This window comes from Thioalkalivibrio sp. ALJ15, assembly GCF_000383695.1.
In the GTDB taxonomy this organism is placed as follows: domain Bacteria; phylum Pseudomonadota; class Gammaproteobacteria; order Ectothiorhodospirales; family Ectothiorhodospiraceae; genus Thioalkalivibrio.
Map to the genome: position 1 here is coordinate 586,651 of NZ_KB912056.1, position 21,615 is coordinate 608,265.

General features: G+C 64.2%; 21 protein-coding genes and 1 tRNA gene. 8 read left to right on the forward strand and 14 right to left on the reverse strand.

What is annotated here, in order from left to right; all coding sequences use genetic code 11:
- Both G015_RS0102735 and G015_RS0102740 read right to left on the reverse strand, forming a co-directional pair.
- Positions 1 to 1,395, reverse strand: a complete 1,395-nt coding sequence (locus G015_RS0102735; RefSeq protein ID WP_012983858.1) for a TIGR03013 family XrtA/PEP-CTERM system glycosyltransferase — start codon at positions 1,393 to 1,395, stop codon at positions 1 to 3.
- 133 nt (positions 1,396 to 1,528) lie between these two features.
- Positions 1,529 to 2,167, reverse strand: a complete 639-nt coding sequence (locus G015_RS0102740) for an XrtA/PEP-CTERM system exopolysaccharide export protein (protein ID WP_012983857.1) — start codon at positions 2,165 to 2,167, stop codon at positions 1,529 to 1,531.
- Positions 2,168 to 2,685: 518 nt separating this feature from the next.
- Here G015_RS0102740 and G015_RS0102745 point away from each other — a divergent pair.
- Both G015_RS0102745 and galE read left to right on the forward strand, forming a co-directional pair.
- Positions 2,686 to 3,267 (forward strand): YdcF family protein, encoded by a 582-nt coding sequence (locus G015_RS0102745; protein WP_028490881.1) that lies wholly within the window; start codon positions 2,686 to 2,688, stop codon positions 3,265 to 3,267.
- Between the two features lie 60 nt (positions 3,268 to 3,327).
- Positions 3,328 to 4,380 (forward strand): UDP-glucose 4-epimerase GalE, encoded by a 1,053-nt coding sequence (gene galE / locus G015_RS0102750; RefSeq protein WP_012983855.1) that lies wholly within the window; start codon positions 3,328 to 3,330, stop codon positions 4,378 to 4,380.
- Positions 4,381 to 4,423: 43 nt separating this feature from the next.
- On the opposite strand, the gene G015_RS0102755 is transcribed toward galE, so the two are convergent.
- Both G015_RS0102755 and G015_RS0102760 read right to left on the reverse strand, forming a co-directional pair.
- Entirely contained in the window at positions 4,424 to 7,624 is a 3,201-nt protein-coding gene (locus G015_RS0102755) for a DUF3427 domain-containing protein (RefSeq protein ID WP_012983854.1), read from the reverse strand.
- On the reverse strand, positions 7,621 to 8,034 hold the full coding sequence (locus G015_RS0102760; RefSeq protein WP_028490882.1) for a (deoxy)nucleoside triphosphate pyrophosphohydrolase: 414 nt from the start codon (positions 8,032 to 8,034) through the stop codon (positions 7,621 to 7,623). Before G015_RS0102760 ends, G015_RS0102755 begins: the two co-directional genes overlap by 4 nt.
- Before the next feature lie 477 nt (positions 8,035 to 8,511).
- On the opposite strand from G015_RS0102760, the gene G015_RS0102765 reads away from it, so the two are divergent.
- The 4 genes from G015_RS0102765 to G015_RS0102780 all read left to right on the forward strand — a co-directional run bounded on the left by G015_RS0102765 (position 8,512) and on the right by G015_RS0102780 (position 12,528).
- Positions 8,512 to 10,008, forward strand: coding sequence for an RNA-directed DNA polymerase (locus tag G015_RS0102765; protein WP_012983852.1), 1,497 nt, complete (start codon positions 8,512 to 8,514; stop codon positions 10,006 to 10,008).
- A gap of 135 nt (positions 10,009 to 10,143) precedes the next feature.
- Positions 10,144 to 10,995, forward strand: coding sequence for a hypothetical protein (locus tag G015_RS0102770; RefSeq protein ID WP_012983851.1), 852 nt, complete (start codon positions 10,144 to 10,146; stop codon positions 10,993 to 10,995).
- A 468-nt stretch (positions 10,996 to 11,463) separates the two neighbouring features.
- Positions 11,464 to 11,709 (forward strand): hypothetical protein, encoded by a 246-nt coding sequence (locus G015_RS0102775; protein WP_012983850.1) that lies wholly within the window; start codon positions 11,464 to 11,466, stop codon positions 11,707 to 11,709.
- Positions 11,710 to 12,108: 399 nt separating this feature from the next.
- On the forward strand, positions 12,109 to 12,528 hold the full coding sequence (locus G015_RS0102780) for an SRPBCC family protein (protein ID WP_012983849.1): 420 nt from the start codon (positions 12,109 to 12,111) through the stop codon (positions 12,526 to 12,528).
- A 3-nt stretch (positions 12,529 to 12,531) separates the two neighbouring features.
- Here G015_RS0102780 and def read toward each other — a convergent pair whose 3' ends face one another.
- The 6 genes from def to moaC form a co-directional block, all read right to left on the reverse strand.
- Positions 12,532 to 13,068 (reverse strand): peptide deformylase, encoded by a 537-nt coding sequence (def, locus tag G015_RS0102785; protein WP_012983848.1) that lies wholly within the window; start codon positions 13,066 to 13,068, stop codon positions 12,532 to 12,534.
- A 28-nt stretch (positions 13,069 to 13,096) separates the two neighbouring features.
- Positions 13,097 to 13,172, reverse strand: a tRNA-Phe gene (locus G015_RS0102790).
- 92 nt (positions 13,173 to 13,264) lie between these two features.
- Positions 13,265 to 13,540, reverse strand: a complete 276-nt coding sequence (locus G015_RS0102795; RefSeq protein WP_012983847.1) for an oxidative damage protection protein — start codon at positions 13,538 to 13,540, stop codon at positions 13,265 to 13,267.
- Complete coding sequence (gene mutY / locus G015_RS0102800) at positions 13,524 to 14,579, reverse strand: A/G-specific adenine glycosylase (RefSeq protein ID WP_012983846.1); 1,056 nt, start codon at positions 14,577 to 14,579, stop codon at positions 13,524 to 13,526. The genes G015_RS0102795 and mutY overlap by 17 nt, the downstream gene beginning before the upstream one ends.
- A gap of 70 nt (positions 14,580 to 14,649) precedes the next feature.
- The gene (locus tag G015_RS0102805; RefSeq protein WP_018139472.1) at positions 14,650 to 16,878 is read right to left on the reverse strand and encodes an AsmA family protein; all 2,229 of its coding nucleotides are present in this window, start codon (positions 16,876 to 16,878) and stop codon (positions 14,650 to 14,652) included.
- The gene (moaC, locus tag G015_RS0102810; RefSeq protein ID WP_018139471.1) at positions 16,875 to 17,366 is read right to left on the reverse strand and encodes a cyclic pyranopterin monophosphate synthase MoaC; all 492 of its coding nucleotides are present in this window, start codon (positions 17,364 to 17,366) and stop codon (positions 16,875 to 16,877) included. Before moaC ends, G015_RS0102805 begins: the two co-directional genes overlap by 4 nt.
- A gap of 45 nt (positions 17,367 to 17,411) precedes the next feature.
- On the opposite strand from moaC, the gene moaD reads away from it, so the two are divergent.
- The gene (moaD, locus tag G015_RS0102815) at positions 17,412 to 17,645 is read left to right on the forward strand and encodes a molybdopterin converting factor subunit 1 (protein WP_018139470.1); all 234 of its coding nucleotides are present in this window, start codon (positions 17,412 to 17,414) and stop codon (positions 17,643 to 17,645) included.
- Between the two features lies 1 nt (position 17,646).
- Positions 17,647 to 18,084: a molybdenum cofactor biosynthesis protein MoaE gene (locus tag G015_RS0102820; protein WP_012983842.1), complete on the forward strand. Its 438-nt coding sequence runs from the start codon at positions 17,647 to 17,649 to the stop codon at positions 18,082 to 18,084.
- Positions 18,085 to 18,304: 220 nt separating this feature from the next.
- On the opposite strand, the gene G015_RS0102825 is transcribed toward G015_RS0102820, so the two are convergent.
- From G015_RS0102825 to G015_RS0102840, 4 genes are all read right to left on the reverse strand, one after another.
- Entirely contained in the window at positions 18,305 to 19,657 is a 1,353-nt protein-coding gene (locus G015_RS0102825; protein ID WP_018139469.1) for a Do family serine endopeptidase, read from the reverse strand.
- 37 nt (positions 19,658 to 19,694) lie between these two features.
- Positions 19,695 to 20,609 carry a DnaJ C-terminal domain-containing protein gene (locus G015_RS0102830; RefSeq protein ID WP_012983840.1) on the reverse strand — a complete coding sequence of 305 codons (915 nt, stop codon included), beginning with the start codon at positions 20,607 to 20,609 and terminating at the stop codon, positions 19,695 to 19,697.
- Positions 20,610 to 20,849: 240 nt separating this feature from the next.
- Complete coding sequence (locus tag G015_RS0102835; RefSeq protein ID WP_012983839.1) at positions 20,850 to 21,281, reverse strand: Hsp20/alpha crystallin family protein; 432 nt, start codon at positions 21,279 to 21,281, stop codon at positions 20,850 to 20,852.
- Between the two features lie 101 nt (positions 21,282 to 21,382).
- The gene (locus tag G015_RS0102840) at positions 21,383 to 21,610 is read right to left on the reverse strand and encodes a DUF2835 family protein (RefSeq protein WP_012983838.1); all 228 of its coding nucleotides are present in this window, start codon (positions 21,608 to 21,610) and stop codon (positions 21,383 to 21,385) included.
- Positions 21,611 to 21,615 lie beyond the last annotated feature (5 nt).

The window sequence follows — 21,615 nt, forward strand, 5'->3', positions numbered from 1 at the left end:
TCAGCGGGCCCCGCGGCCAAACAGGACGACGCGGACCGTCTCGAACAGGATCATCAGATCCATGAACAGGCTGTGGTTCTTGACGTAGTACAGGTCGTACTGGAGCTTCTGCCGGGCATCCTCGACCGATGCGCCGTAGGCGTAGCGCACCTGCGCCCACCCGGTGATACCGGGGCGGATGCTGTGGCGCGCGAGGAAATACGGGATCTGCTCGCTGAGCTGCTCCACGAACACCGGGCGCTCCGGGCGCGGCCCCACGAACGACATGCGCCCCTGAAACACGTTGATGATCTGCGGCAGCTCGTCGATGCGTAGCTTGCGGATTACCCGGCCCACGCGCGTGATGCGGTCGTCGTCACCGCTGGCCCAGCGGGCCACGCCGTCCCCTTCGGCATCCATGCGCATGCTGCGGAACTTGCAGATCTCGAACGGCGTGTTGCCCTGGCCGACCCGGGTCTGCCAGTAGAGCACCGGCCCCGGGCTGTCGAGCTTGATGGCGATCGCGGTCAGCAGCATTACCGGCAGGGTCGCCACCAGCAGGGCCGTGCTCGCCAGCAGATCGAAGCTGCGCTTGACCAGGGCGCGTGCGCGGTGCTGGCGGAAGCCCCCGCCAAACACCAGCCAGCTGGTGTTGATCCCGTCCAGCTGGAGCTGGCGGTCCTCGCGCTCGAAGAAAGTCGACAGGTCCGTGATGCGGATGCCGTTGAGCTTGCATTCCAGCAGCTGGTTGATCGGCAGGTTCTCGCGGCGCTCGCGCATGCCCACCACGATTTCCTCCACCCGCAGCGAGCGCGCCACATCCAGCAGGCTGGTCTTGTCGTCCAGCACCCGGAGTCGTTGCTGGTCCACCAGCCGATCGGTCTCGCGCTCGGTCGCCACATAGCCGACGACCTGATAGGTGGCATCGCCCCCGTCGGGTCCGGCATGGCGTACCTCCAGTGAGCGCGCACGGCTGCCCGTGCCCAGGACCAGGATGCGCCGCTTGAAGGCATCGGTCTCCGACAGCCCGCGAAAGAGGCTGCGCTCGGCCGTCAGGCTTGCCAGCAGGATCACCGCGCCACTGCCCACGATCGTCGGTGTCAGTACGCTGCTGGCCGTGAGCAACCCGTAGATCGCCAGCGCGCCACCCGCCAGGACCAGAGCCCCGCCCAGGCGCACCACAGCGGATCGCAGGCTGAACCTTGCCAGGCACTCCTGCTCGTAAAGCCCCACCAGCATCACCGCGAACAGCACCACCGCCACGGCGATCAGGAGTTCCGGCATCCAGGGGGCGACCGGGCCCAGCGACAGGGCGAACAGGGCGAGCGTCAGGTAGAGCGCGATGTAGATCGCAACCAGCTCCAGCCCCACCAGCGCCAGGATCCGTCGCGATACGTAATGTCCAAGTATGCGCATGCTCAAGATACCCCCCGGTCACCTCCCCCAGAGCCGGGGAGGCGATCGATGCCTGTTTCTTTCCCGAAACCGGGTTGTCCGCTCGGCTTGTAACCTGCGGGCGCGGCAAGAGGCCTTGCCGTGCCCGCACCGGTCAGAAGCGGCGTTCCGGGATGATCAGGATGTCGCCCGGCAACATGTCCACGTTGGCCGAGATGTCGCCCCCGTAGATCAGGTCGTTCAGGCGGACGCGGTACTGCTGGCGTTCGCCGTTTTCGTTGCGCACCAGCACGGCGCGATTGCCGGCCGCGAAATCGGTAATCCCGCCGACCGCGATCATCACATCCATCACGGTCATCTCTTCGCGGTACTGCAGCGCCTGAGGCTCGGCCGCCTGGCCGATCACGCGCACCTGGCGGGCATAGGGGCCAGCAAAACTGGTCACCATCACCGTCACGATCGGGTCGCGGAGGAAGTCGGAGAGCTTGTCTTCCATGTCCCGCGCCAGCTCACTGGGGGTTCTGCCGCTGGCCTGCACGTCTTCCACCAGCGGCGTGGTGATCTGGCCATCCGGCCGCACCGCCACTGCGGTGGACAGATCCGGGTTGTTGCGGACCGCGATATTCAGCGTGTCTCCGGGACCGATGATGTACTGGTCCACCACCGTTTTTTCCACGGTCGAGGGGGCATCCGGATAGGGCGTGGTGGTGCAGGCGCTGGTCGTCACCAGGACGAATGCCAGGGACAAAATGAGAACAATAAAAGCACTTTGTGGGCTGGTCTTGACGGTCATCGCTTGTCTCCCCTTTGGGCGTGTAAGGAAACGCTTCCGCTTCCTTGAGTCAGTCCAATTTGACACCGCCGACTTCATTGTCCGGCGAAACCCGGACCCGGCCCTGATCGTGCCCGGACCCGTCTCCGTTTAGCCTCGAAACGGTGCGGGCAATAGCAAGCACTTAGTTAGTATTGGCTATTCCCCTGGATAATCGATGTTAGACGTGGCCCCCGGCCCAGACCATCAGTCTTTAGACTGACGATGGGGTGTTTTCCGTTCGGTTTATTTGGTCCTTTCAAATCCCGTTGGTGGGCCCAAAATAGGGTCCTTGATTTTGCGTCTACTACCGGGGAAAAACGTTGGACCCCATCCCTCTGCGTCTGCTAGCCAATTGGCTTCTTCTGCCTCCTTCCGGTCCTCTCATACTTGCCATTGTCGGGTGGATTATTTACCGAACAAATGTTGGAAAAGTGCTGTTGGTAATCGGCCTTCTATTGAGCTATTCCTTATCTACTCCTGTATTTAGTTACGCCCTCATGAAGCCCTTGCAGGAGGGGTTTGCGCCGCCGGACGACAACCAGCTGGCGGACGCACAAGCGATTGTGGTGCTGGGGGCCGGGTATCGCAGTGGAGCCGAAGAGTTCTCGGGCGAGACCGTCCACGACCTGGCACTGGTGCGCCTGCGTTACGCGGCGTACCTGCACCACCGCACCGGGCTGCCCGTGATGGTTTCGGGCGGGGGCCCCGAGGAGCGAGTTCCAGAAGCCGACTACATGGCAGAGGTACTGAAGGAATATGGCGTCCACCCGATCCTGCGGGAACCCAATGCGCGCGACACCTGGGGCAATGCCCGGCACTCCGCCGAGCAGCTGCATGCAGAGGGGATCGAGCGCGTGGCACTCGTGAGCCATGCCCATCACATGCCGCGCGCCACTTGGTCATTCGAGCGCGCGGGCCTGGAGATTATCCCGGCCCCGACCGGTGCCTATGTGCCGCGAGATAACGGCTGGTCCCTGGAGGGCTTTCGCCCGCAGGCCAGTGCGGTCTGGGCCAGCTGGCTCGCACTGCACGAGTACTGGGGCATGGCCTGGTATCGCTGGCAATACGGGCCGGAATAGCCCGGCACGACACTCATTTATGTACAGCCGTTCGATCAACGACGAGGCGAAGGTTCGACGATGAAAATCCTGGTAACGGGTGGGGCGGGCTACATTGGTTCACATGTCGTGCGCCAGTTGCTGGCCGATGGTCACGATGTCGTCGTGTACGACAATCTCAGCACAGGGCATCGCTGGGCCATTGGTCATGCCGCGCTGATCGTCGGCGACATGGCAGACCGCCAGCGCCTGCACGGTGTTCTTGCGGACTACGCTTTTGATGGCGTCCTGCACTTCGCCGCCAGGATCGTCGTTCCGGAGTCGCTGGCCGATCCGCTGGGGTACTACGGCAGCAACACCCGCAACACCCTGAACCTCCTGGAGGGGTGCCAGGCGACGGGCGTGCGTTTCCTCGTCTTTTCCTCGACCGCCGCGGTATACGGCATCCCGGAAAATAACCCCGTCGACGAAACCAGCCCGCTCCTGCCCATCAACCCCTACGGCGCGTCCAAGGTCATGTCCGAGCGGATGATCGCCGACTTCGGTCAGGCGAGTGATCTGCGTTACGTCTGTCTGCGCTATTTCAACGTGGCCGGCGCGGCCCCCGACGGGACGCTGGGCCAGGCCACTCCCAACGCGACCCACCTGATCAAGGTGGCCTGCCAGGCCGCCCTGGGCGAGCGCGAAAGCATCACCGTCTTCGGCACCGATTACCCAACCGCCGATGGCACCTGCGTCCGCGACTACATCCATGTCGAGGATCTCGCCGCGGCCCACCTTCGCGCGATGGACTACCTGGTCGCGGGCGGCTCCTCGCAGGCCCTCAACTGCGGGTATGGCCATGGCTACAGCGTGTTGCAGGTCCTCGAGTCCGTGCAGCGCATCAGCGGTTACCGATTCCCCGTCATCCATGGCCCCCGCCGCGCCGGCGATCCGCCCGCCCTGACCGCAGACGCATCCCGAATCCGCGACCTGCTGGCCTGGTCCCCCGAGTACGACGACCTGGACCTCATCGTCCGTCACGCCCTCACCTGGGAACGCCGCATGACCACCGCCGCCGCACCCCACCTGGCCGTCCGGCTCCACCCCCTGCCCATGCCGGAAACCACCGCCCACGCCTACGGCGCCCCCTGATCCTCCGTCGAGGCGGTCGTCCGCAAGCGGGCAGCCTCTCCCGTTACAGGACCGTGCGGCGGGCGAGGTGCAGGAGCCGCGCGGGCATCTCGTACTCCAGCTCCCAGATGATGCTCATCGGCTTGCTGCCCTCGTGGTGCTGGTAACGCACCGGGCCGCAGAAGGTGAATGGCTCACTGAGGCCCGTCGCATCACGCTTAGCCCGCCGAATGAACAGCATGGGCGTGTAGCCGAGCTCTTCGTGGTGGATGTAACGCTGCCCGGTCTCCGAGGTGGGTGAGGTGCCGGACTGTGACTGCCAGTGGAACCGCCGCTCGTTGAGGGCGTAGTCCTCGTACATGGTGGTGGGCGAGAACTCCTGCTCGGATTTCTCCAGGGTCACAAACAACGCATCCACCCGCCGCTCCGGTACGTGCCGCACACCCTCCTGCTGGGTGATCGGCTTCTCCAGGCTACCGAGCCCCAGCGCCAGCAGGATCTGCTCGCGGGTGTAGGACGCGTGCAGTTCCAGTGGCCCCGTCTGCTCCGGGAAGGTGATGCCGCTGGCGGGGACGATACGCTCGTGTCGCCAGGCGGCGACTTCCTGGAGATCCCGGTACAGGGGGCGCTGTTCGCGGACGAAGGCGTCCACGGCGGATAGGTCCCCGTCCCCCGGCCGCGTCTTGCCCCATAGCGTGCTGTGGACAAGGGCCAGCCGGAGCCGATCTTCTTCGGCAAGCTGCTCCACGTTCGCGGCCGGCTGCGCCAGATGGGTCTGCAGGGTTTCCAGCAACTGGTGATCGTCACACCGCGCTAAGCGCTGCAGCCCACGTTTGAGGCCGCTGACATAGGGTCCCAGCGCTTCGGTCGACTCGCCTCCGCAGTCCGCGCGCAGCCGGGAGGGCAGGTCCTTGCGCAGCAGGTCTTCCGCTTCATCCATATGCAGGCAGTCGAGCATCTTGGGCAGGCTGGCGGAGTCGATGTCCTCCCGGAAACAGTCCTTCAGCTCGCGCACGATCTGCGGTCGCTGGCGGTTGATCTGCGCACGGATGTTGTCGAGCACGTGCTGGGTGGCCAGGCGGTCGAGGTGGATCAGGCAGCCGCTGGGTAACCAGGGGAAGCCTTCCTGAATCTGGTGATCCACCCGCTTCTCCGGCCGCGCGCTGAGCGCCCGGAACCGAGCGGCGTAGCGAAAGCGCCGGTGCTGCGGCGCGACGAAATCCAGCACGGTCAGATGCGGCTTGCCCTCGTGCAAGCGCAGGCCGCGGCCCATCTGCTGCAGGTAGACCGTCAGGCTCTCGGTCGGGCGCAGCAGCAAAACGGTGTCCACCTCCGGCAGGTCCACGCCTTCGTTGTAGAGATCCACCGTAAAGATGAAGCGGATGCGCCCCTCGCGCAGGTCACGCTGTATCGACTTCCGCTCGTGATCTGAGCTGTCGCCCGTCAGCACCGCGCTGGGCACCTGCTTGGCCGAAAAATACTCCGCCATGAACCGGGCATGGGCGCGACTGATGCAGAAACCCAAGCCCCTGACCGAGCCGAGATCCGTGGCGTGTTCATGGGCCTGCTGCAAGACCCAATCGGCGCGCGCCCGGTTGCCGGTGAACACCCCTTCCAATTCTTCGGCGTCATAGCCCCCGCGCCGCCAACTCACTCGGCTCAGATCCACGGACTCATGGTCGGCTACACCGAAGTAGTGGAACGGCACCAGCAGGCGGCGCTCGATCGCATCCGGCAGGCGGATCTCATGCGTGTAACGCTGGCCGAAGTGCTGGCGGATGTCGTCGGCATCCGTGCGCTCCGGCGTCGCCGTCAGACCCAGCAGGCACTTGGGCCGCACATGCTCGAGGATGCGCTGGTAGCTGCCGGCGCTACTGTGGTGCGCCTCATCCAGCACCACGTAATCGAAATGCTCCGGGTCTAGGCGATCGAGGTCCCGTGCATTCCAACTCGCCACCGTACAGAACAGGTGGCGGTCCTGACTCGGACGCGCCCCGCCCACCAGCACGTCGCCAAACTCGTGGTCCTGCAGCACTTGCCGAAAGCTGGCCATCGCCTGACGCAGGATCTCCTCGCGGTGCGCGATGAACAGCAGCGACGGGCGCCCCTTGTCCGCCTGCTCGCGCGCAAACCGGCGATAGTCGAACGCGGCGATCATGGTTTTGCCGGTCCCGGTGGCCGCGATCACCAGATGACGGTCGATGCCCGAACGGCGCTCGCGCCGGATGTCCTCCAGGATCTCCTGCTGAAAGGCATACGGCCGCAGGTCGAAGAACGTGGTGGCTTCTTTCTGCGCCCCAGGCCCCGAGCTGAATTCCGATTCCAGTGCCTGTTGCAGACGGGGTAGGTCGTCCGTGGTGAGCGGTTCGAACTCCGCCGGGTCTGCCCAATGCGCCTCGAACGAGGTCTGGATCTGGCGCCACATATGCGGCAGCTCGTACTCGCTGACCTTGGCCGTCCACTCCAGGCCCTCATCCATCGCCACCCGCGAGACATTCGCCGACCCGATGTAGGCGCTGCCGAAGCCGGTGCTGCGATGGAACAGGTAAGCCTTGGCATGCAGACGCGTGCGGTGGGTGTCGTACGAAACCCGAACCTCCGTGTTCGGCAGGCCCAGCAGAAACTCGATCGCCTTGAGATCCGTAGCCCCGAGGTACGAGGTCGTCGCGATCCGCAGCCTGGGCGAGCCATCGGCCGTCGGGGTCTCGGTAAAGCGCTTCAGCGTCTCGCGCAGGGTGCGAATCCCACTCCACTTGATGAAGGACACCAACCAATCGGCCCGCTCCGCACTGGCCAGCTCCTTCTCGATCTGCGTGACCAGACTCGGTGTGCGATCGGACCCAGTCAGCAGGCTGGACAGAGCCAAGGGAACATCCGGCCGTGGCGTCTCCTGCTGCCCAACCTGATCAGCCGACGGGGAACGCACCTCCAGCAACTGCCGAAACGGCGGCTGCGGAAGGTCCTCCTCGATCCCCGAAAGCGGATGCCCCGCCGCCGCCAACGCATCCGCCAGCCCCTGCACGGCTCGCGTCCAGTCCTCGTGTCCCTTTTCGCGCAACTCACCTGCGCGCTCCGCAAGCCGCTGCGCCAGCTCGGCGACCAGGGCCATCGCCAGATCATCGCCCTCTAGACCCTGGCTCCAGCGGGCGTGATCCTCCAACCCCAGGGCCTCGAGCGCCTGTCGTACCCGCGGCGTATCCAACCGTTCATGCAGGCCGACCCATTGGCCACTGGACAGGGATTTGGCAGCGCTATCTCGGCTCATTCGGAACGTGCAGCGATAAAGGCTTCGAGCAATGGTATGTCCGCAGGCGCAAGCTCGAGCCCTTGAGCTTCCGATGGCGACACCCAGCACCACCGATCGTGCACGGACAGCACCGGATTCTCGTCTTCCGTCCAGGCTCGCAGCGCCACCAGCTCAAGGCCCCCATTACCCGGAATCGGCGTACGCCCGATCTCTTCCCCCACCCGGAGCCCCATCGACAGCTCCTCGCGGAATTCCCGGCACAACGCGGCCTCCAGGCTCTCGCCCGCCTCAGCCTTGCCCCCGGGGAATTCCCAATACCCCGCCAAAGCCTGATCGGCCCCGCGACGCGCCAGAAAGACCCGCCCCTGTGCGTCCTCCAGAATGCCGCAGACCACCACCGCCTGACTCGCTTCCGTGAGAGTTTCCAACACCGGCTCTCCGTTAACCTCTGGCCGGAGCGTACCAGGGAACGCCGCGACAGCTCCCGTCGGAAGCCTGATTTTCGAGCCACGCGTCGTCGTTCCTCCCGTCACGCCACTCGGCCATAACGGTGATATACCGATTCTGTATAACACCACGTTCTGTCATACCCGAGGCGCCGCTCTCCACGACTCGTCCCGAATCCGTTCACCCCCAAGCCTTCAACGTCGGCCCCTGCATCCCGCCTAAGTTGGATCGGCCGGCCGATCTAAGCCTTTGATCAAGCGCCAACGATTGTTCATTACAGTGGGTGGGACGCCCTGCCACTCGACGCGACGCACACTACCATGATAAAAGCGTGGTTTACCTGTGGTGGTGTGCCACCGATAGGAGAACGCCGGGATGATATGCAGAATCTGTATATCACCAATCTGGCAGATTCTGTCTAATCTACTGTTCGCCGTCATCTGGACGTTTTCGTTGAAATGAAACGATTAATTGATCTCACTGCCGAGGAAGCACGTGCTCACTTTATGAAGGGGAGCAGTTACTTCAACGGCGATATGCCCCGATATATCAGTTTTGAGCCGATTCTCAACGACGTCGCAGCTGTGCTGAACGGGGGACTGTACTCCCAGTTCCAGGCATCGAAGCCGGGGCTATTGCCAAACGTCAACTACAACTTCATCGCCAACAAGGATGGCCGGTTCGCTTGGCGCCCGTACGAGCTCATGCACCCAGCGATCTACGTGTCCCTGGTCAATGTGATCTGTGAGAACGACAACTGGGCACTTATACAGAAACGATTCGGGGAGTTCGAAAATGGCGTTGTCGACTGTTGTAGCGCCCCGGTCATGTCTGTCGATCACCAGACCGATGTAGCCACGCAAGTTCGTAGTTGGTGGCAAAGTGTCGAGCAGCGTTCCTTGACCTATTCCCTCGAGTTCAGTCACCTGCTGCACACGGACGTAACGGATTGCTACGGGTCGCTTTATACGCACAGCATCGCCTGGGCAATTCACGGTCTTGAATCAGCGAAGAAGAACAAGGGCAAGAACTCGCTTCTTGGCAACAAGATCGATGCACACATACAGGCAAGTCGATACGGTCAAACGAACGGAATTTCTCAAGGTTCGGTGCTGATGGATTTCATCGCTGAGCTTGTCCTTGGATACGTTGATGAACAAATTAATGACGCTCTTAGCGATTGCAACGACATTCGGATACTGCGGTATCGGGATGATTTTCGTATCTTCGCAAATAGCGATGATCGCGCAGAGGAGGTCCTGAAGGTTGTTAGCGATCATCTCAGGCAAGTCGGAATGAAGCTCGGTGTCGCGAAGACGATCGCTTTTAGGAATGTGGTTGCAGGTTCCATAAAACCGGAAAAACTGGCGGGAATTGAACTGCAGGATCTAGGTGAGGCCAATGCTAAGACGATCCAGAAGCAATTGCTTCGCCTTCATTCGTTCGGCCAGAAATTCCCAAACAGTGGTGCCCTTCGACGATTGATCAGTGACTTTCACTCTAGTGTGGCAGATCAGTCGGAAGCCCCCGAGGATCTTGAGGTTCAGGTCGCTATCGCGACCGATATCGCCTTTGTTTCACCCGCTACCTTTCCAGCAGTCGCTGGCATCCTCAGTCACCTAATTTCGCTCGCCCCAAAGAACCAGAAGGTAGCTCTTTGGGAGAAGGTGAGGATGAAGATGGCGCGCATACCGTACAACGGCTATCTTGAAATCTGGCTGCAACGTGTCACTCAGCCGCAAGCGGTAGGCCTTGAGTTTGAAAGCTCAGAACCGATCTGCAAGATCGTAAACGGCGAATCACCACAGCTCTGGGAAAACGAGTGGATCGCCAATGACGCACTCAAACAGGCTTTGGACGTTTCGAATATTGTTGTCGCGGCCTTGTCGGATGAAGAGGAAGTGGTTCAACCTGAAGAAGTCGAATTATTCAAAGAAAATGCATGGGCATACTAGTGCGGTGCAAATGACGCCGAACAAATCGTTGCAGCAGACGTTTGGCCCGCCACGTACTTTTTCTGCCGCAAAAGCAGGCGCCGCCTCAAACGCCGCTCAACTCTGGCGTTATGCGAGTAACCAGAGAGTAGGGATGTGGATAACCTTTATCTGAAAATGACAGGCAACGCCTTCGATCAAGGATATAGGCTCGATAAAATGATCGCGGGGCTGTCGGGGACTCAGCAGGTGCTGGATGGCGTCTACAGAGGCGTCACCGGGAAAGGGCGGCTGTCTAAGAAAGATCGCGAGCAATACAAGCTTGTCGCCTACGAAGTCCAAAACAAATGCCTGTTCGTAACGCTAGGCGCGATTTTCTCGGGTATCCAGCAGATACTCCCACTTGTCCATTCGAATTCGCCCGAGGCAATGTGGGAGTATACGAGAGAGACGGTGAGGTTTCTCTACGATATATACAAGTCTGCGCATTCCGGCGAGGCCATACACATTGAGCAGAGAGATGATAATACAACCGTGGTTCACAAGGGAGATGGTAATAAAACAAATGTCTACCATGGCCCTGTGCAGCTCATGGGTGCACAAATTATCGTTGGTCTTCGGAGTTTTGATGACGCATTGGAGGAAGATAATGTGTCTGGAATCGAGCTCGGCGCAAAGCACGAAAAAGAGCCAGCTATAAGAATACCGCTTGAAGAAAAGGGGTTGTATTATCCGCCGATTACCATAGACAAAGAACCTAAAACGCTTCATTGCGACATATTCGATTTCAATAAATACGAAAAAGAAGGGCGGCTGTCAGTGTCTTCTGGTCAGAATATTGCTGCCGGAAAATACAAGTTCAGGGTCGTAGGGCGACAAGAAGTCGAGGAGTATATCCTGTCGATGACTGAAACAGACGTGGAAGTCCATTGCATGGTCGAGTATGAGCATGACCCACTAAAAGAGAGCTCCATCGGTGCGCTTTTGATTATGGATGTGAGCGCATAACACGTCGCTCCAGCCGACGTCAGGCCGCGATGCGGCCTTCCTCGGCTGAGCTTGGCGTTAGAGCGACAGCATGCCGAATACACGAGGAGTCCCGTGGCCCCTGGGACCACGGGGGTCAGACCTTGCCTTTTGCCCTGCGATGGGCGTGCCTGAAGCATTCCCCCATGCCGTTGATGGAGTACGGCATGGCGCCTTCCCCATCGCTTCCGGGGTCACCTTTGACCGCCTCGGGAACCGCGCGAGCAGCACGCGCGGAACTTCGGGGTCAGACCTTGCCTTTTGCCCCGCGATAGGCGTGCCTGAAGTATTCCACCATGGCGTTGATGAGCGGCCGCACAGCCCCTTCCCCAACGCCACCGGGGTAACCTTTGACCGCTGCAAGGACGGGGTCTAGCGTCCAAAGGACGGGGCAGTAAACGGCCCGTGGAAATGCGTTGCAACCTCGCCGAATTGCGAAGGAGGCTCACTATGCGCAGCGTAGAAAACATGCCGGTGCTCGACTGGCAGGACGGCAAGAACGCCATGCGGGCGAAGTTCCAGGTGATGCACGAGGAGCCGGTGGTGCTGAAGATGCCGGCCGACATGGACTGGTCAGTGAACGAGGGCGAGTTCGGCTGCACGCTGGACGAGGACGGCATGCCGCGCGACTGCGAAGGTGGCAGCCTGCTGCATCGTCTGGCAGAGCTCAATGAGATGCCCGGAGGGAAACACTGACCCATGTACCCACTCGCGTTGGTACCCCAGGTTTTCCGAGGCAAGGCGCGGCGTGCAGCGGGTAGTGGTTCTACCCGCAAGCGGTGCAACGCAGGATCGGGGAACCTGGGGTGCCAACCCCGAAGGGGCTCGGCCGCTTTTGTGTGCGCACGGCGTTGCGGCTCCCTTGTGCAGAATGACTGCACGGCAGTCACCGCGCCTTGTTCGCACGCAAAAGCGACTCGAGCGCGAGCGTGTACATGGGTCAGTGTTTCCCTATAGGACATCGGGAAGGCCTGCGCCTACTCCAGCTCGCGCGTGGATATCGACGCCGCGGGCTCCCGCATCGTCGTGCACGACTGATCGGGGCTGGGCCGCCGGTCCGTCCGGCGGTGACCGTGCAACCTGGAGCGGTGGGCGATGTCGGTGATCCACCACGAGATGGAGATCGACGCCGCTCCGGAGGCGGTGTTCGATCTGATGGCCCGGGTGGAGGCGTTCGCCGCCTACAGCGAGGCCATCGAGTCCATCACCCGCGTCGGGCCCGAGCGCTACCGCTGGCGTGTGCGGGTGGCCGGGGTGCCGCTGGTCTTCGATGTGGAGGAGCTGGTCGCGGTTCCGCCGCGTCTGCTCGGCTGGCGCGCGCTGGCCGGGTTGTCCTGCGAGGGCTGCTACCGACTGACGCCGAGCGCGCGCGGCACGCATCTGGAACTGGCCGTGCGCTGCGGCGACGAGAATCCCCTGACCGATGGCCTGCTCGGCCTGGCTGCCCACCCGCTGCTGGATGCGCTGGGGGCAGAGGTGGTGCGCAACGCCTGGCCGCGCCTACACGGGGCGTGATGCCTACGCCTGCGCGTGAAACTCGCGGTATTCGTCGAGGAAGGCGAGGCGGGTGGTGTCGGTGACGCGATCGATGAACAGGGTACCGTCGAGGTGGTCGATCTCGTGCTGGAACACGGTGGCGAGGAAGCCCTCGGGTTCCAGGTGGCGGGGCGTGCCGTCGGGCTCGTGGTAATCCACGGCGATGTGGCGCGGCCGGGCGACCTCCCCGCGCAGCCCGGGTACGGACAGGCAGCCTTCCCAGTAGCGTTGCGGGGTTGGGTCCAGCACGGTGACGACGGGGTTCACGAGGGCCAGGCGGCCGGTCGGTACGGCACCGGGGTAGCGGGTATTGCCCGGCTGGATCTCGATCACGGCGACGCGATGCGGAACGCCAATCTGGGCAGCAGCCAGGCCGAGGCCTTCGCTGGCGTGCATGGTGTCGACGAGGTCGTCCACCAGGGCGTGCAGCCCGGGGCTGTCAAAATCGGATTCGGGTACCGGGTCGCAGACGCGACGCAGATCAGGGTGTCCCATGCGCAGAATACGGCGAACGCTCATGGGAAGGATGGTGCCACAGGAGAGATAATGGTGGCCGGGGACGGAATCGAACCGCCGACACGGGGATTTTCAATCCCCTGCTCTACCGACTGAGCTACCCGGCCATTTCTCGGAGGGATTCGCCCTTCGGGCGAAGGGCGGTATTAAAGCGGTCCGTGGCGGCTACGTCAAGCAATCGCCGCCGAACCGCCGGGAATCAGGACTGGTTCGGGTCGACGAAGCCTTCCGGCTTTTCCGAACCATCGCCGAACAGGAACTTTTCCATTTCCTCTTCCAGGAACTTGCGCGCCTTGGGGTCGACCGGGGTCAGGCGGTATTCGTTGATCAGCATGGTCTGGTGGCCGAGCCAGGCCTGCCAGGCCTCCTTGGACACGTTCAGGTAGATCTTCTTGCCCATCTCGCCGGGGTAGGGCGGAAAATCGAGCCCGTCGGCCTCTTTACCGAGTTTCACGCAGTTAACGGTTCGTGCCATTGCCGGAATCCTTGTGTTCGTGCAGATAACGCTGGATGGGAGCCGGGATGCCGACCGCCCGTGATGTGCCGGGTTTATACCAAATCGCCCTGTCGCCTTCCATGATCCCACACGCGTTCGGCGGGAGCCGGTAGCAGTGGATGCGCAGATCGAGGTGGTAGTGACTGAAGGTGTGGCGCAACCCGTTGGTGTCTTGTGCCTCGGCCTGCGGCCACTGGCTGCGCACCCACTCGTCGAGTTCGGGCGCCGCGGCGGCCTCGGGGAGGCTGTACAGCCCGCCCCAGATGCCCTGTGCCGCGCGTTGTACCAGCAGGCTGCCCTGGACGGTTTGCAGGTGGGCGGCGTGGCGGATGCGCGTGGGCAGGTCCTTGCGTGGGCGCGGCGCGGGCAGCTCTCCGGTCCGGTCTTGCGCCAGGGCCTGGCAGTCGCCGGCTACGGGGCACTGGGGGCAGTCCGGGCGCGTGCGCGTACACAGGAGGGCGCCCAGGTCCATGATGGCCTGGGTGTAGTCGGCGCAGCGGGTGGTCGGGGTGCGTGCCTCCGCCTCGGCCCACAGTTCGCGCTGGACGCTCGGGCTGCCGGGCCAGCCTTCGACGGCCGCGTGGCGGGCGAGGACGCGCTTGGCGTTGCCGTCCAGGATGGGCTCCGGCCGGTCGTGGGCCTGGGCGATGATCGCGGCCGCCGTGGAGCGGCCGATGCCGGGGAGCTGTTCCAGGGCCTCGCGCGTATCCGGAAAGTCTCCGCCATGCTCGCTCACGATGTGTTGTGCGGCGCGATGCAGGTTGCGGGCGCGGGCGTAGTAGCCGAGGCCGGACCACAGATGCAGGACCGTGTCCTGGTCGGCGGCCGCGAGGGATTCGACGTCGGGGAAGTGTTCCATGAAGCGCAGGAAGTACGGGGTCACCGTCTCCACGCGCGTCTGTTGCAGCATGATCTCGGAGACCCAGACGCGATAGGGCGTGCGAGGGTGCTGCCAGGGGAGGTCGCTGCGGCCGTGCCGGGCGAACCAGGCAAGCAGCCGTTCGGCAAAGGGTGTCATTGCGGGGGTGTCGAAATGAAGCGGCCGGCCTCGAAGGCCGGCCGCTTGAATGCCGAGTTCGCCGGCACGATTACCGCAGGCGCTCGCGCAGGCCGCGTTCCAGCTCGCGTCGAAGATCGCGTTCGCCGGACTCTTCCGTCTCGCCTTCGGCGTCGTCACTGCGATCGCCGTCGAGGCGCTGCATCAGGCGATCGCGCAGGCGCTCTTCTTCTTCGCCCAGGCGGTCGCGGACATCGTCCTCGAAGCGCTCGCGCAGGATGTCTTCCAGGTCGAGGCGAAAGCTGGGGTCGCCAAAGGTGCCCGAGATGCGGATCGGCAGGCGGATGCCGCTCAGGTCTTCCAGGGAGCGTCCGCCCTGGCCCTCGAGGGTGCCCACGATGGTGGTGTTGACGAGGTAGTCGAGGGTGTCATCGGTAAGATCGGCGCTGCCCTCGCCACGCACGCGCAGGAGCGGGGAGTTGGCCACCAGGTCGTCGTTGTGCACGACGCCATCGCGAATGTCGAAGGTGCCGGTCAGGTCGCTGAAGTCGGTCTGGTTGGGTTCGTCTTCTTCCAGCCGTTCACCGCGCAGGCGCGCCTCCGCTCGGCGGATCACCTGGGCGACGTTGATGCCACGAACGGCACCGTCGGAGAACTGCATGGAGCCGGAGCCGTTCAGTGCGCTGCGCAGCGCGTTGACGGTGTTTCCGCGAGTGGCGATATCGAGTTCCAGATCGCCGATGCCCATGAGCCGAGCGTCATCGCCCTGCATGTCTTCCAGCAGGGCGCCGATGTCCAGGTCGGCCAGGTCGGCCGCGAGTTCGTAGCGCGGGGTGTCTTCGCGTACGTCGACGCGCACGCGGCTGGTCAGCTGGCCTTCGTAGGCCTGCGCTTCCAGCGGGTCGATGCGCCAGTCGCCTTCGTTGGCGCGGATCTCCAGCTGGATGTTGCGCATCACCATACCCAGAGCGTCCAGGCGCTCCAGCGCCATCTCGCCGCGTACGTCGATCCCGCGCAGCAGCTCCACCGGAAGCTCGATGGCGATGTCGTCATCGTCGTCGCGTTCGCCATTGGAGGGGCCGCCCTCGGTGCGGGCCTGTTCCACTTCGGGTGGCAGGTAGCGATCGAGGTTCAGCTCGTTGCCGCTCAGGTCGAAGTCGAACAGCGGACGCTCGCCACTGGTGTCCCACCGGGCGTTGCCGGTCAGCCGTGTATCGTCGATGGTCACCAGGAACGGGCTCAGCTCCAGTGACGTCAGGCTGCCGCGGGCCGAGAGGTCCAGCGCTACACGCTTGAGGGCGTCCGGGTCATTGGTTTTGGGCGGTTCGAGACCGATATCTTCCATCAGGTCCGGGACCGAGAAGGTGTTGCTGCGCAGTTCGCTGCGCACGGCCAGCTCTTCGCCGGCGCCCAGCCCGGTCAGCTCGGTGAAGCCCGTCAGGCGCACATCACCCACGCCAACGGTTACGCGCTCAAAGCGCATCTTGGTCTCGTCAGCGATTTCCAGCGCGACGTCGGTTTCCAGCGAGACGCCGATCGGGCGCGGCAGTCCGGCGCCTTCTACGCCAAAGTTCGCGTTCAGGCGGCGGATGGAATAGCGATTGCTCAAGAGGTCCAGATTCATCAGGCCCTCCAGGTTCATCGCGAATTCGACCGGCTCGTCCAGGTCACCGCCCTCGGCGTTGACCACGGCCTCCATCTCCAGTGGTGTTTCCACCCCGGGGCGGAAGCGGCCGACCTCGAGGCGGAAGGGATCCAGCGTGGCCTGCAGTCCGGTCATGCGGTCGTCCCAGTGCACCCGGGTGTTGGTCAGGGTTACACCGGCGATGCCGATGCGCTCCATGGCCAGACGCGATTCGGTGGCGGTGCGTTCCTCGCCGTTGTCGCCGGTGACGGCCTCGTCGCGGGCATCCTCGGCACGTTCGGTGAGGTCGTCCCAGTTGGTGCGCCCGTCTTCGTCGCGCGCCAGGTTCAGGCGCACGCCATCCCCCTCGATGTGTCGCACGTCCAGCTCGCGCCGAAGCAGCGGCATCACCGCCACGGAGACATCGACGACATCCAGCTCGGCGAACGGGTCGTCGCCAAAGCCCTCGGCATTGCCGAAGCGAACCTCTTCCAGGCGCAGGCCGAGGTTGGGGAAGAAGGTCAGGCCGATCGGGCCTTCCAGGGTCAGTTCGCGACCGGTGGCATCGCGGACTTCAGCCTCGATGCGCTCCTTGTAGTCGTTGGCGTCGAAGGTCGCGACCAGGTACACGGCGACAATCACGGCCAGCAGCAACAGGATCGCGATCAGGGCCAGCAGGCGCTTGATCCATTTCATCGGGGTTCTCCTTGCGTCGTGTCCGCACGCCAGGTGCCGCTGCGGCCGCCACGCTTCTCCAGCAGGCGCACGCCATCGATCACCATGCCGCGGTCCACGGCCTTGCACATGTCATACACCGTCAGCAGCGCGGTGGAGACCGCGGTCAGGGCCTCCATCTCCACGCCCGTCCTGGCGTGGACCTCGCAGGTCGCCTGCACACGGACGGCGGTACTCTCGATATCCAGTTCCAGGGCCACCCGCGTCAGACCGATTGGGTGGCACAGCGGGATCAGGTCACCGGTACGCTTGGCTCCCATGATACCCGCGACACGAGCGATCCCGAGAACGTCCCCCTTGGCATGGCGGCCTTCGCGGATACGCTGCAGGGTCTCCGGCTGCATGTGGATGCGGCCTTCGGCAATCGCCACCCGGTGGGTGATCGACTTGTCGCCGACATCGACCATGTGCGCATGGCCTTCGGCATCGAAGTGAGTGAAATCGTTCATCGTCGCTATAATGCTTGACTTGAACCCGTGATGACAGGGGCCCGCATGACCGTAACTGTTCACTACTTTGCACGCCTGCGCGAGGAAATGGGGCGCGCCGACGAGCAGGCCGAGCTGCCCACCGAATCGATCTCGGTGGGGGATCTCTGGCGGCACCTGCATGGCGATGCGCCGCCGGAACGCCTGATGGTGGCGGTCAACCAGGAACAGGCTGCACTGGATACGGTTGTGCGCGATGGTGACGAGGTCGCCTATTTCCCGCCGGTGACCGGGGGCTGAGGTGGCCGTCGAGCTCTACAGCGAAGACTTCGACCCCTGGGCGCTGGTGGCGCGTGCAGAGCGAGACATCCCGGCCGAGGCGCGCGGGGCGGCCAGCGTGTTTGTCGGGCGCATGCGTGACTTCAACGAAGACGACACTGTGACCGGGCTGTTCCTGGAGCATTACCCCGGCATGACCGAGCGCGAACTGGAGCGCATCGTCGCCGAGGCCGAGTCGCGCTGGCCGCTGCTGGGCTGTCTGGTCGCGCATCGTGTAGGGGACGTGCGGCCGGGCGATGCCCTGGTGCTGGTGGCCACCTGGTCCGCGCACCGGATCGCCGCGCGCGATGCCTGCTCCGACATCCTGGAACGCCTCAAGCACGAGGCCCCGTTCTGGAAGCGCGAACGCCTCGCCGACGGCAGCGACCGCTGGGTCGAGAAAAACACCCCCGGCTTCTGATCCTTCCCGGCTCGAGGTGCAGTCTGCCAGGCCCGGTCATCCCGGCCGCAGCGAAGCGGAGAGCCGCGATCTCCTGCACAAGGCTGACGACAAGCCCCGAGATCCCGGATAACCGCTGCGCGGTTTCCGGGATGACGACATGGGGGGGGCGGCGAGGTGGACGAAGCTCTGTGGGAGCCTGCTTGCAGGCGAAGCCCCTGCCAAAGCCGGAAGGGCAGCTCTAGCGCAACGTCAGATAGAGCGTCTGATTGCCGCGGCGAAGCTGCAGCTCCAGTGCCTGGTGCGGCGATAGCTGGCGCGGCAGATCGGACAGGTGCTCGACGCGCTGGCGGTTGACCGCCAGCAGCACGTCGCCGGGGCGAATCCCCGCTCGGGCGCCCGGGGTGCCCGCCTCCACGTCGATGATGACGACACGGCTGCGACTGGCACCGGGCGGTGTGTGTTCCGCCAGGCGCACGCCCTCCAGCCGTGGATGGATCGCAGCGCCCTCGGCCTGGCGGATCTCGGGGCGTTCCAGGCGCGTGGTCAGGGTGCGCTCGCGCCCGTCGCGCAGGACCAGCATCTCCACCTCGCTCCCCACCCGCAGCAGACCCAGGCGGTTGCGCAGGTCCGCGGCATTGCGCACGGCTTTTCCGTCGATGGTCAGCACCACGTCGCCGGCCTCGATCCCGGCACGGCTCGCGGCGGAGTCCGGTTGTACGTCGGTAATGACCGCGCCCTGGGTAACGTCGAGATCGAAGGCCTGCGCCAGCGCCGGCGTCAGGTCCTGGATGCCGACGCCCAGTGCGCCGCGCTCGACGCGGCCCTCGGCGACCAGCAGATCCTGGATCTGGCGCGCCATGTTGGTCGGGATCGCGAACCCGATGCCGATGTTGCCGCCGCCGCGCGCCAGGATGGCGGTGTTGATGCCGACCAGTTCCCCGCGCAGGTTCACCAGCGCGCCGCCCGAGTTGCCCGGGTTGATGGAGGCATCGGTCTGGATGAAGTCCTCGAACCCGGAGCCGCCGAGTCCGCTGCGCCCCAGCGCGGAGACGATGCCGCTGGTCACCGTCTGGCCGAGGCCGAACGGGTTGCCGATCGCGACGACAAAGTCGCCGACGCGCAGGGCATCGGAATCCGCCAGTGGGATCGCGCGCAAGTTCTCTGCGTCGATGCGGATCACGGCCACGTCGGTTGCCGGGTCGGTACCAACCACCTCCGCCTCGTACTGGCGCCCGTCGTACAGGGTCACCAGGATCTCGTCCGCGCGCGCGATCACATGGCTGTTGGTCAGGATGGTGCCTTCGGCCGCATCCACGATCACGCCCGAGCCGAGCCCCTGACGCTCGCGTTCGCGCTGGCGCTCGGGCAGGTCGAAGAAACGGCGGAAGAACGGGTCGTCGAACAGCGGATTGACGGATTCCACCACGCGGGCGCGGGTGGCGATATTGACGACCCCGGGGATGGTGCGTTCCAGCATCGGGGCCAGAGAGGGCAGGGGCTGGCCGTCGACCTCGGCGGGGAGTTGTGCCAGGGCCGGGCCGGCCCAGGCGAGGGTCGACAGCAGAATCAGGAAAGAGACCAGCCGACGCATGCGCGCTCCTTGTGTCCGTGCACTACGTGTCCGTGAACTACGGTGTCAGCCCTGCGCGCGGGGCAAACGAGGACTGTTCCGCCATCTTGCGGTACCAGTCGCCGGCCTCGTCCTCGGGCGGGGCCTGGATCATCAGCTTCAGGTACAGGTCGCCGGGCGGTTTGCCCGGCAGGCCCTTGCCCTTCAGACGCATCTGCTTGCCGGACTGCGAACCCGCCGGGATCTTCAGGTTGACCCAGCCGTGCGGTGTGGGGACCTCGATGGTGGCGCCCAGTGCGGCCTCCCAGGGGGTGATCGGGATGTCGCGGGAGAGGTTGCGGCCCTCGACGCGGTAGCGGCTGTCGGGCTTGATGCGAATCTCGAGCAGCAGATCGCCAGAGCCGCCGGTGCCCACGCCCGGGTCGCCCTGGCCGCGCACGCGCAGGCGCGAGCCGTCCTTGGCCCCGGCCGGGATACGCACGCGCTGCACGCGCCCGTCGGCATCGTTGACGGAGATCTCCGTGCCCTTAAGGGCCTGATCGAGCGTGATCTCGACCTTACCCTCGCGGTCGGCACCACGCATGTTGAAGCCGCCCGCACCGCGGCGACGGCCCGCGCCGCCCATCCCGGCACCGCCGAAGATGGACTCGAAGAAGTCGGAAAAGCCGCCGAAATCGGCTCCGCCTCCGGCGCCCGCGCCACGGTGCTGGGCCCAGCCGTCCCATCCAGGCGGCGGACGAAAGTCCTGCCCCTGGCGCCAGTTGGAGCCGAGCTGGTCGTAGGCCTTGCGCTTTTCCGGGTCGCCCAGGGCCTCGTAGGCCTCGTTGACCTCCTTGATTCGGGTCTCGGCATCCGGGGCCTTGCTGACGTCCGGGTGATACTTGCGCGCCAGCTTGCGGTACGCCTTCTTGATGGCGTCCTGGCTGGCGTCGCGGCTGACGCCGAGGATCTTGTAGTAGTCCTTGTATTCCATTGCACTCCCAGAGTTGCCTCTGTCCGATCCCCGGGGGACACCCGGATCCCTTGGTGGTTGTCGGCCCGTACCCGATCTTTCCCATGATAGCCGGGATTCGGCTGTCACCCGTGCATCGGCTTCATGAAACGGGTGGCGATGATCCTGTTGCCGCCATCAAAAAACGAGGCGCCGCCCGCTTGCGCCGGCAGCGCCCGAATTCCGGCAGCCGTGACGGCTGCCGGCAGGGTTGGTGCCGGATCAGCCCGTGATCTCGATCCGGCGTGGCTGTACGCGTGCCTGTTTCGGAATACGAACCTCCAGCACCCCGTTTTCGGAGCGCGCGGAGATGTTTTCGGCATCCGCGGTGTCCGGCAGCGAGAAGCGGCGGAAGAAGGTGCCGCGCACCCGCTCGATCCGCTTGTAGCCGTTCTTTTCCTCTTCGCTTTCGTGCTTGCGCTCGCCGCGCAGGGTCAGCACGCCGTTCTCCATGTGGAGTTCAATGTCCTTCGGGTCCACGCCGGGGATGTCCGCGTGCAGCACGTAGGCATCGGTCTCCTCGCGGATATCGACGGCAGGCGCCCAGTCGGACGTCGCGGCGGAGTCGTCCGTGCCGGGCATATCCGGCATGCGGCCGAGTTCGCGCGACAGCTGACCCAGCAGGCTCCACGGTTCGTAACGCATCATTGTCATGGCTTTACCCTCCTCTTCCGGGTGTCAACTCTGACTCACCCATGGAGATAGGGGCCGCCGGGTAAATTTCAAGGGGTGGGAAAGGGGGCTGCGGCGCGCTGTCAGGGCCGTGTGAGGCGGCGGAAATCCAGCAGGCGATGCTGGTCGTCGGTGACCAACTCGAACACGCCATAGACGCCGCGCTGGTCGAGGTGCTGACGCAGCAGCCGGGCGGGAAACTGCACGCTGATGCCGCCTTCCGACTCGGCGTAGACGACCGCCGCGCGCCCGGTGTAGTAGTCCTCCATCTCGTGGCGCGAGATGGACAGGTGCACGCGGTAGCGATGCATTAAGG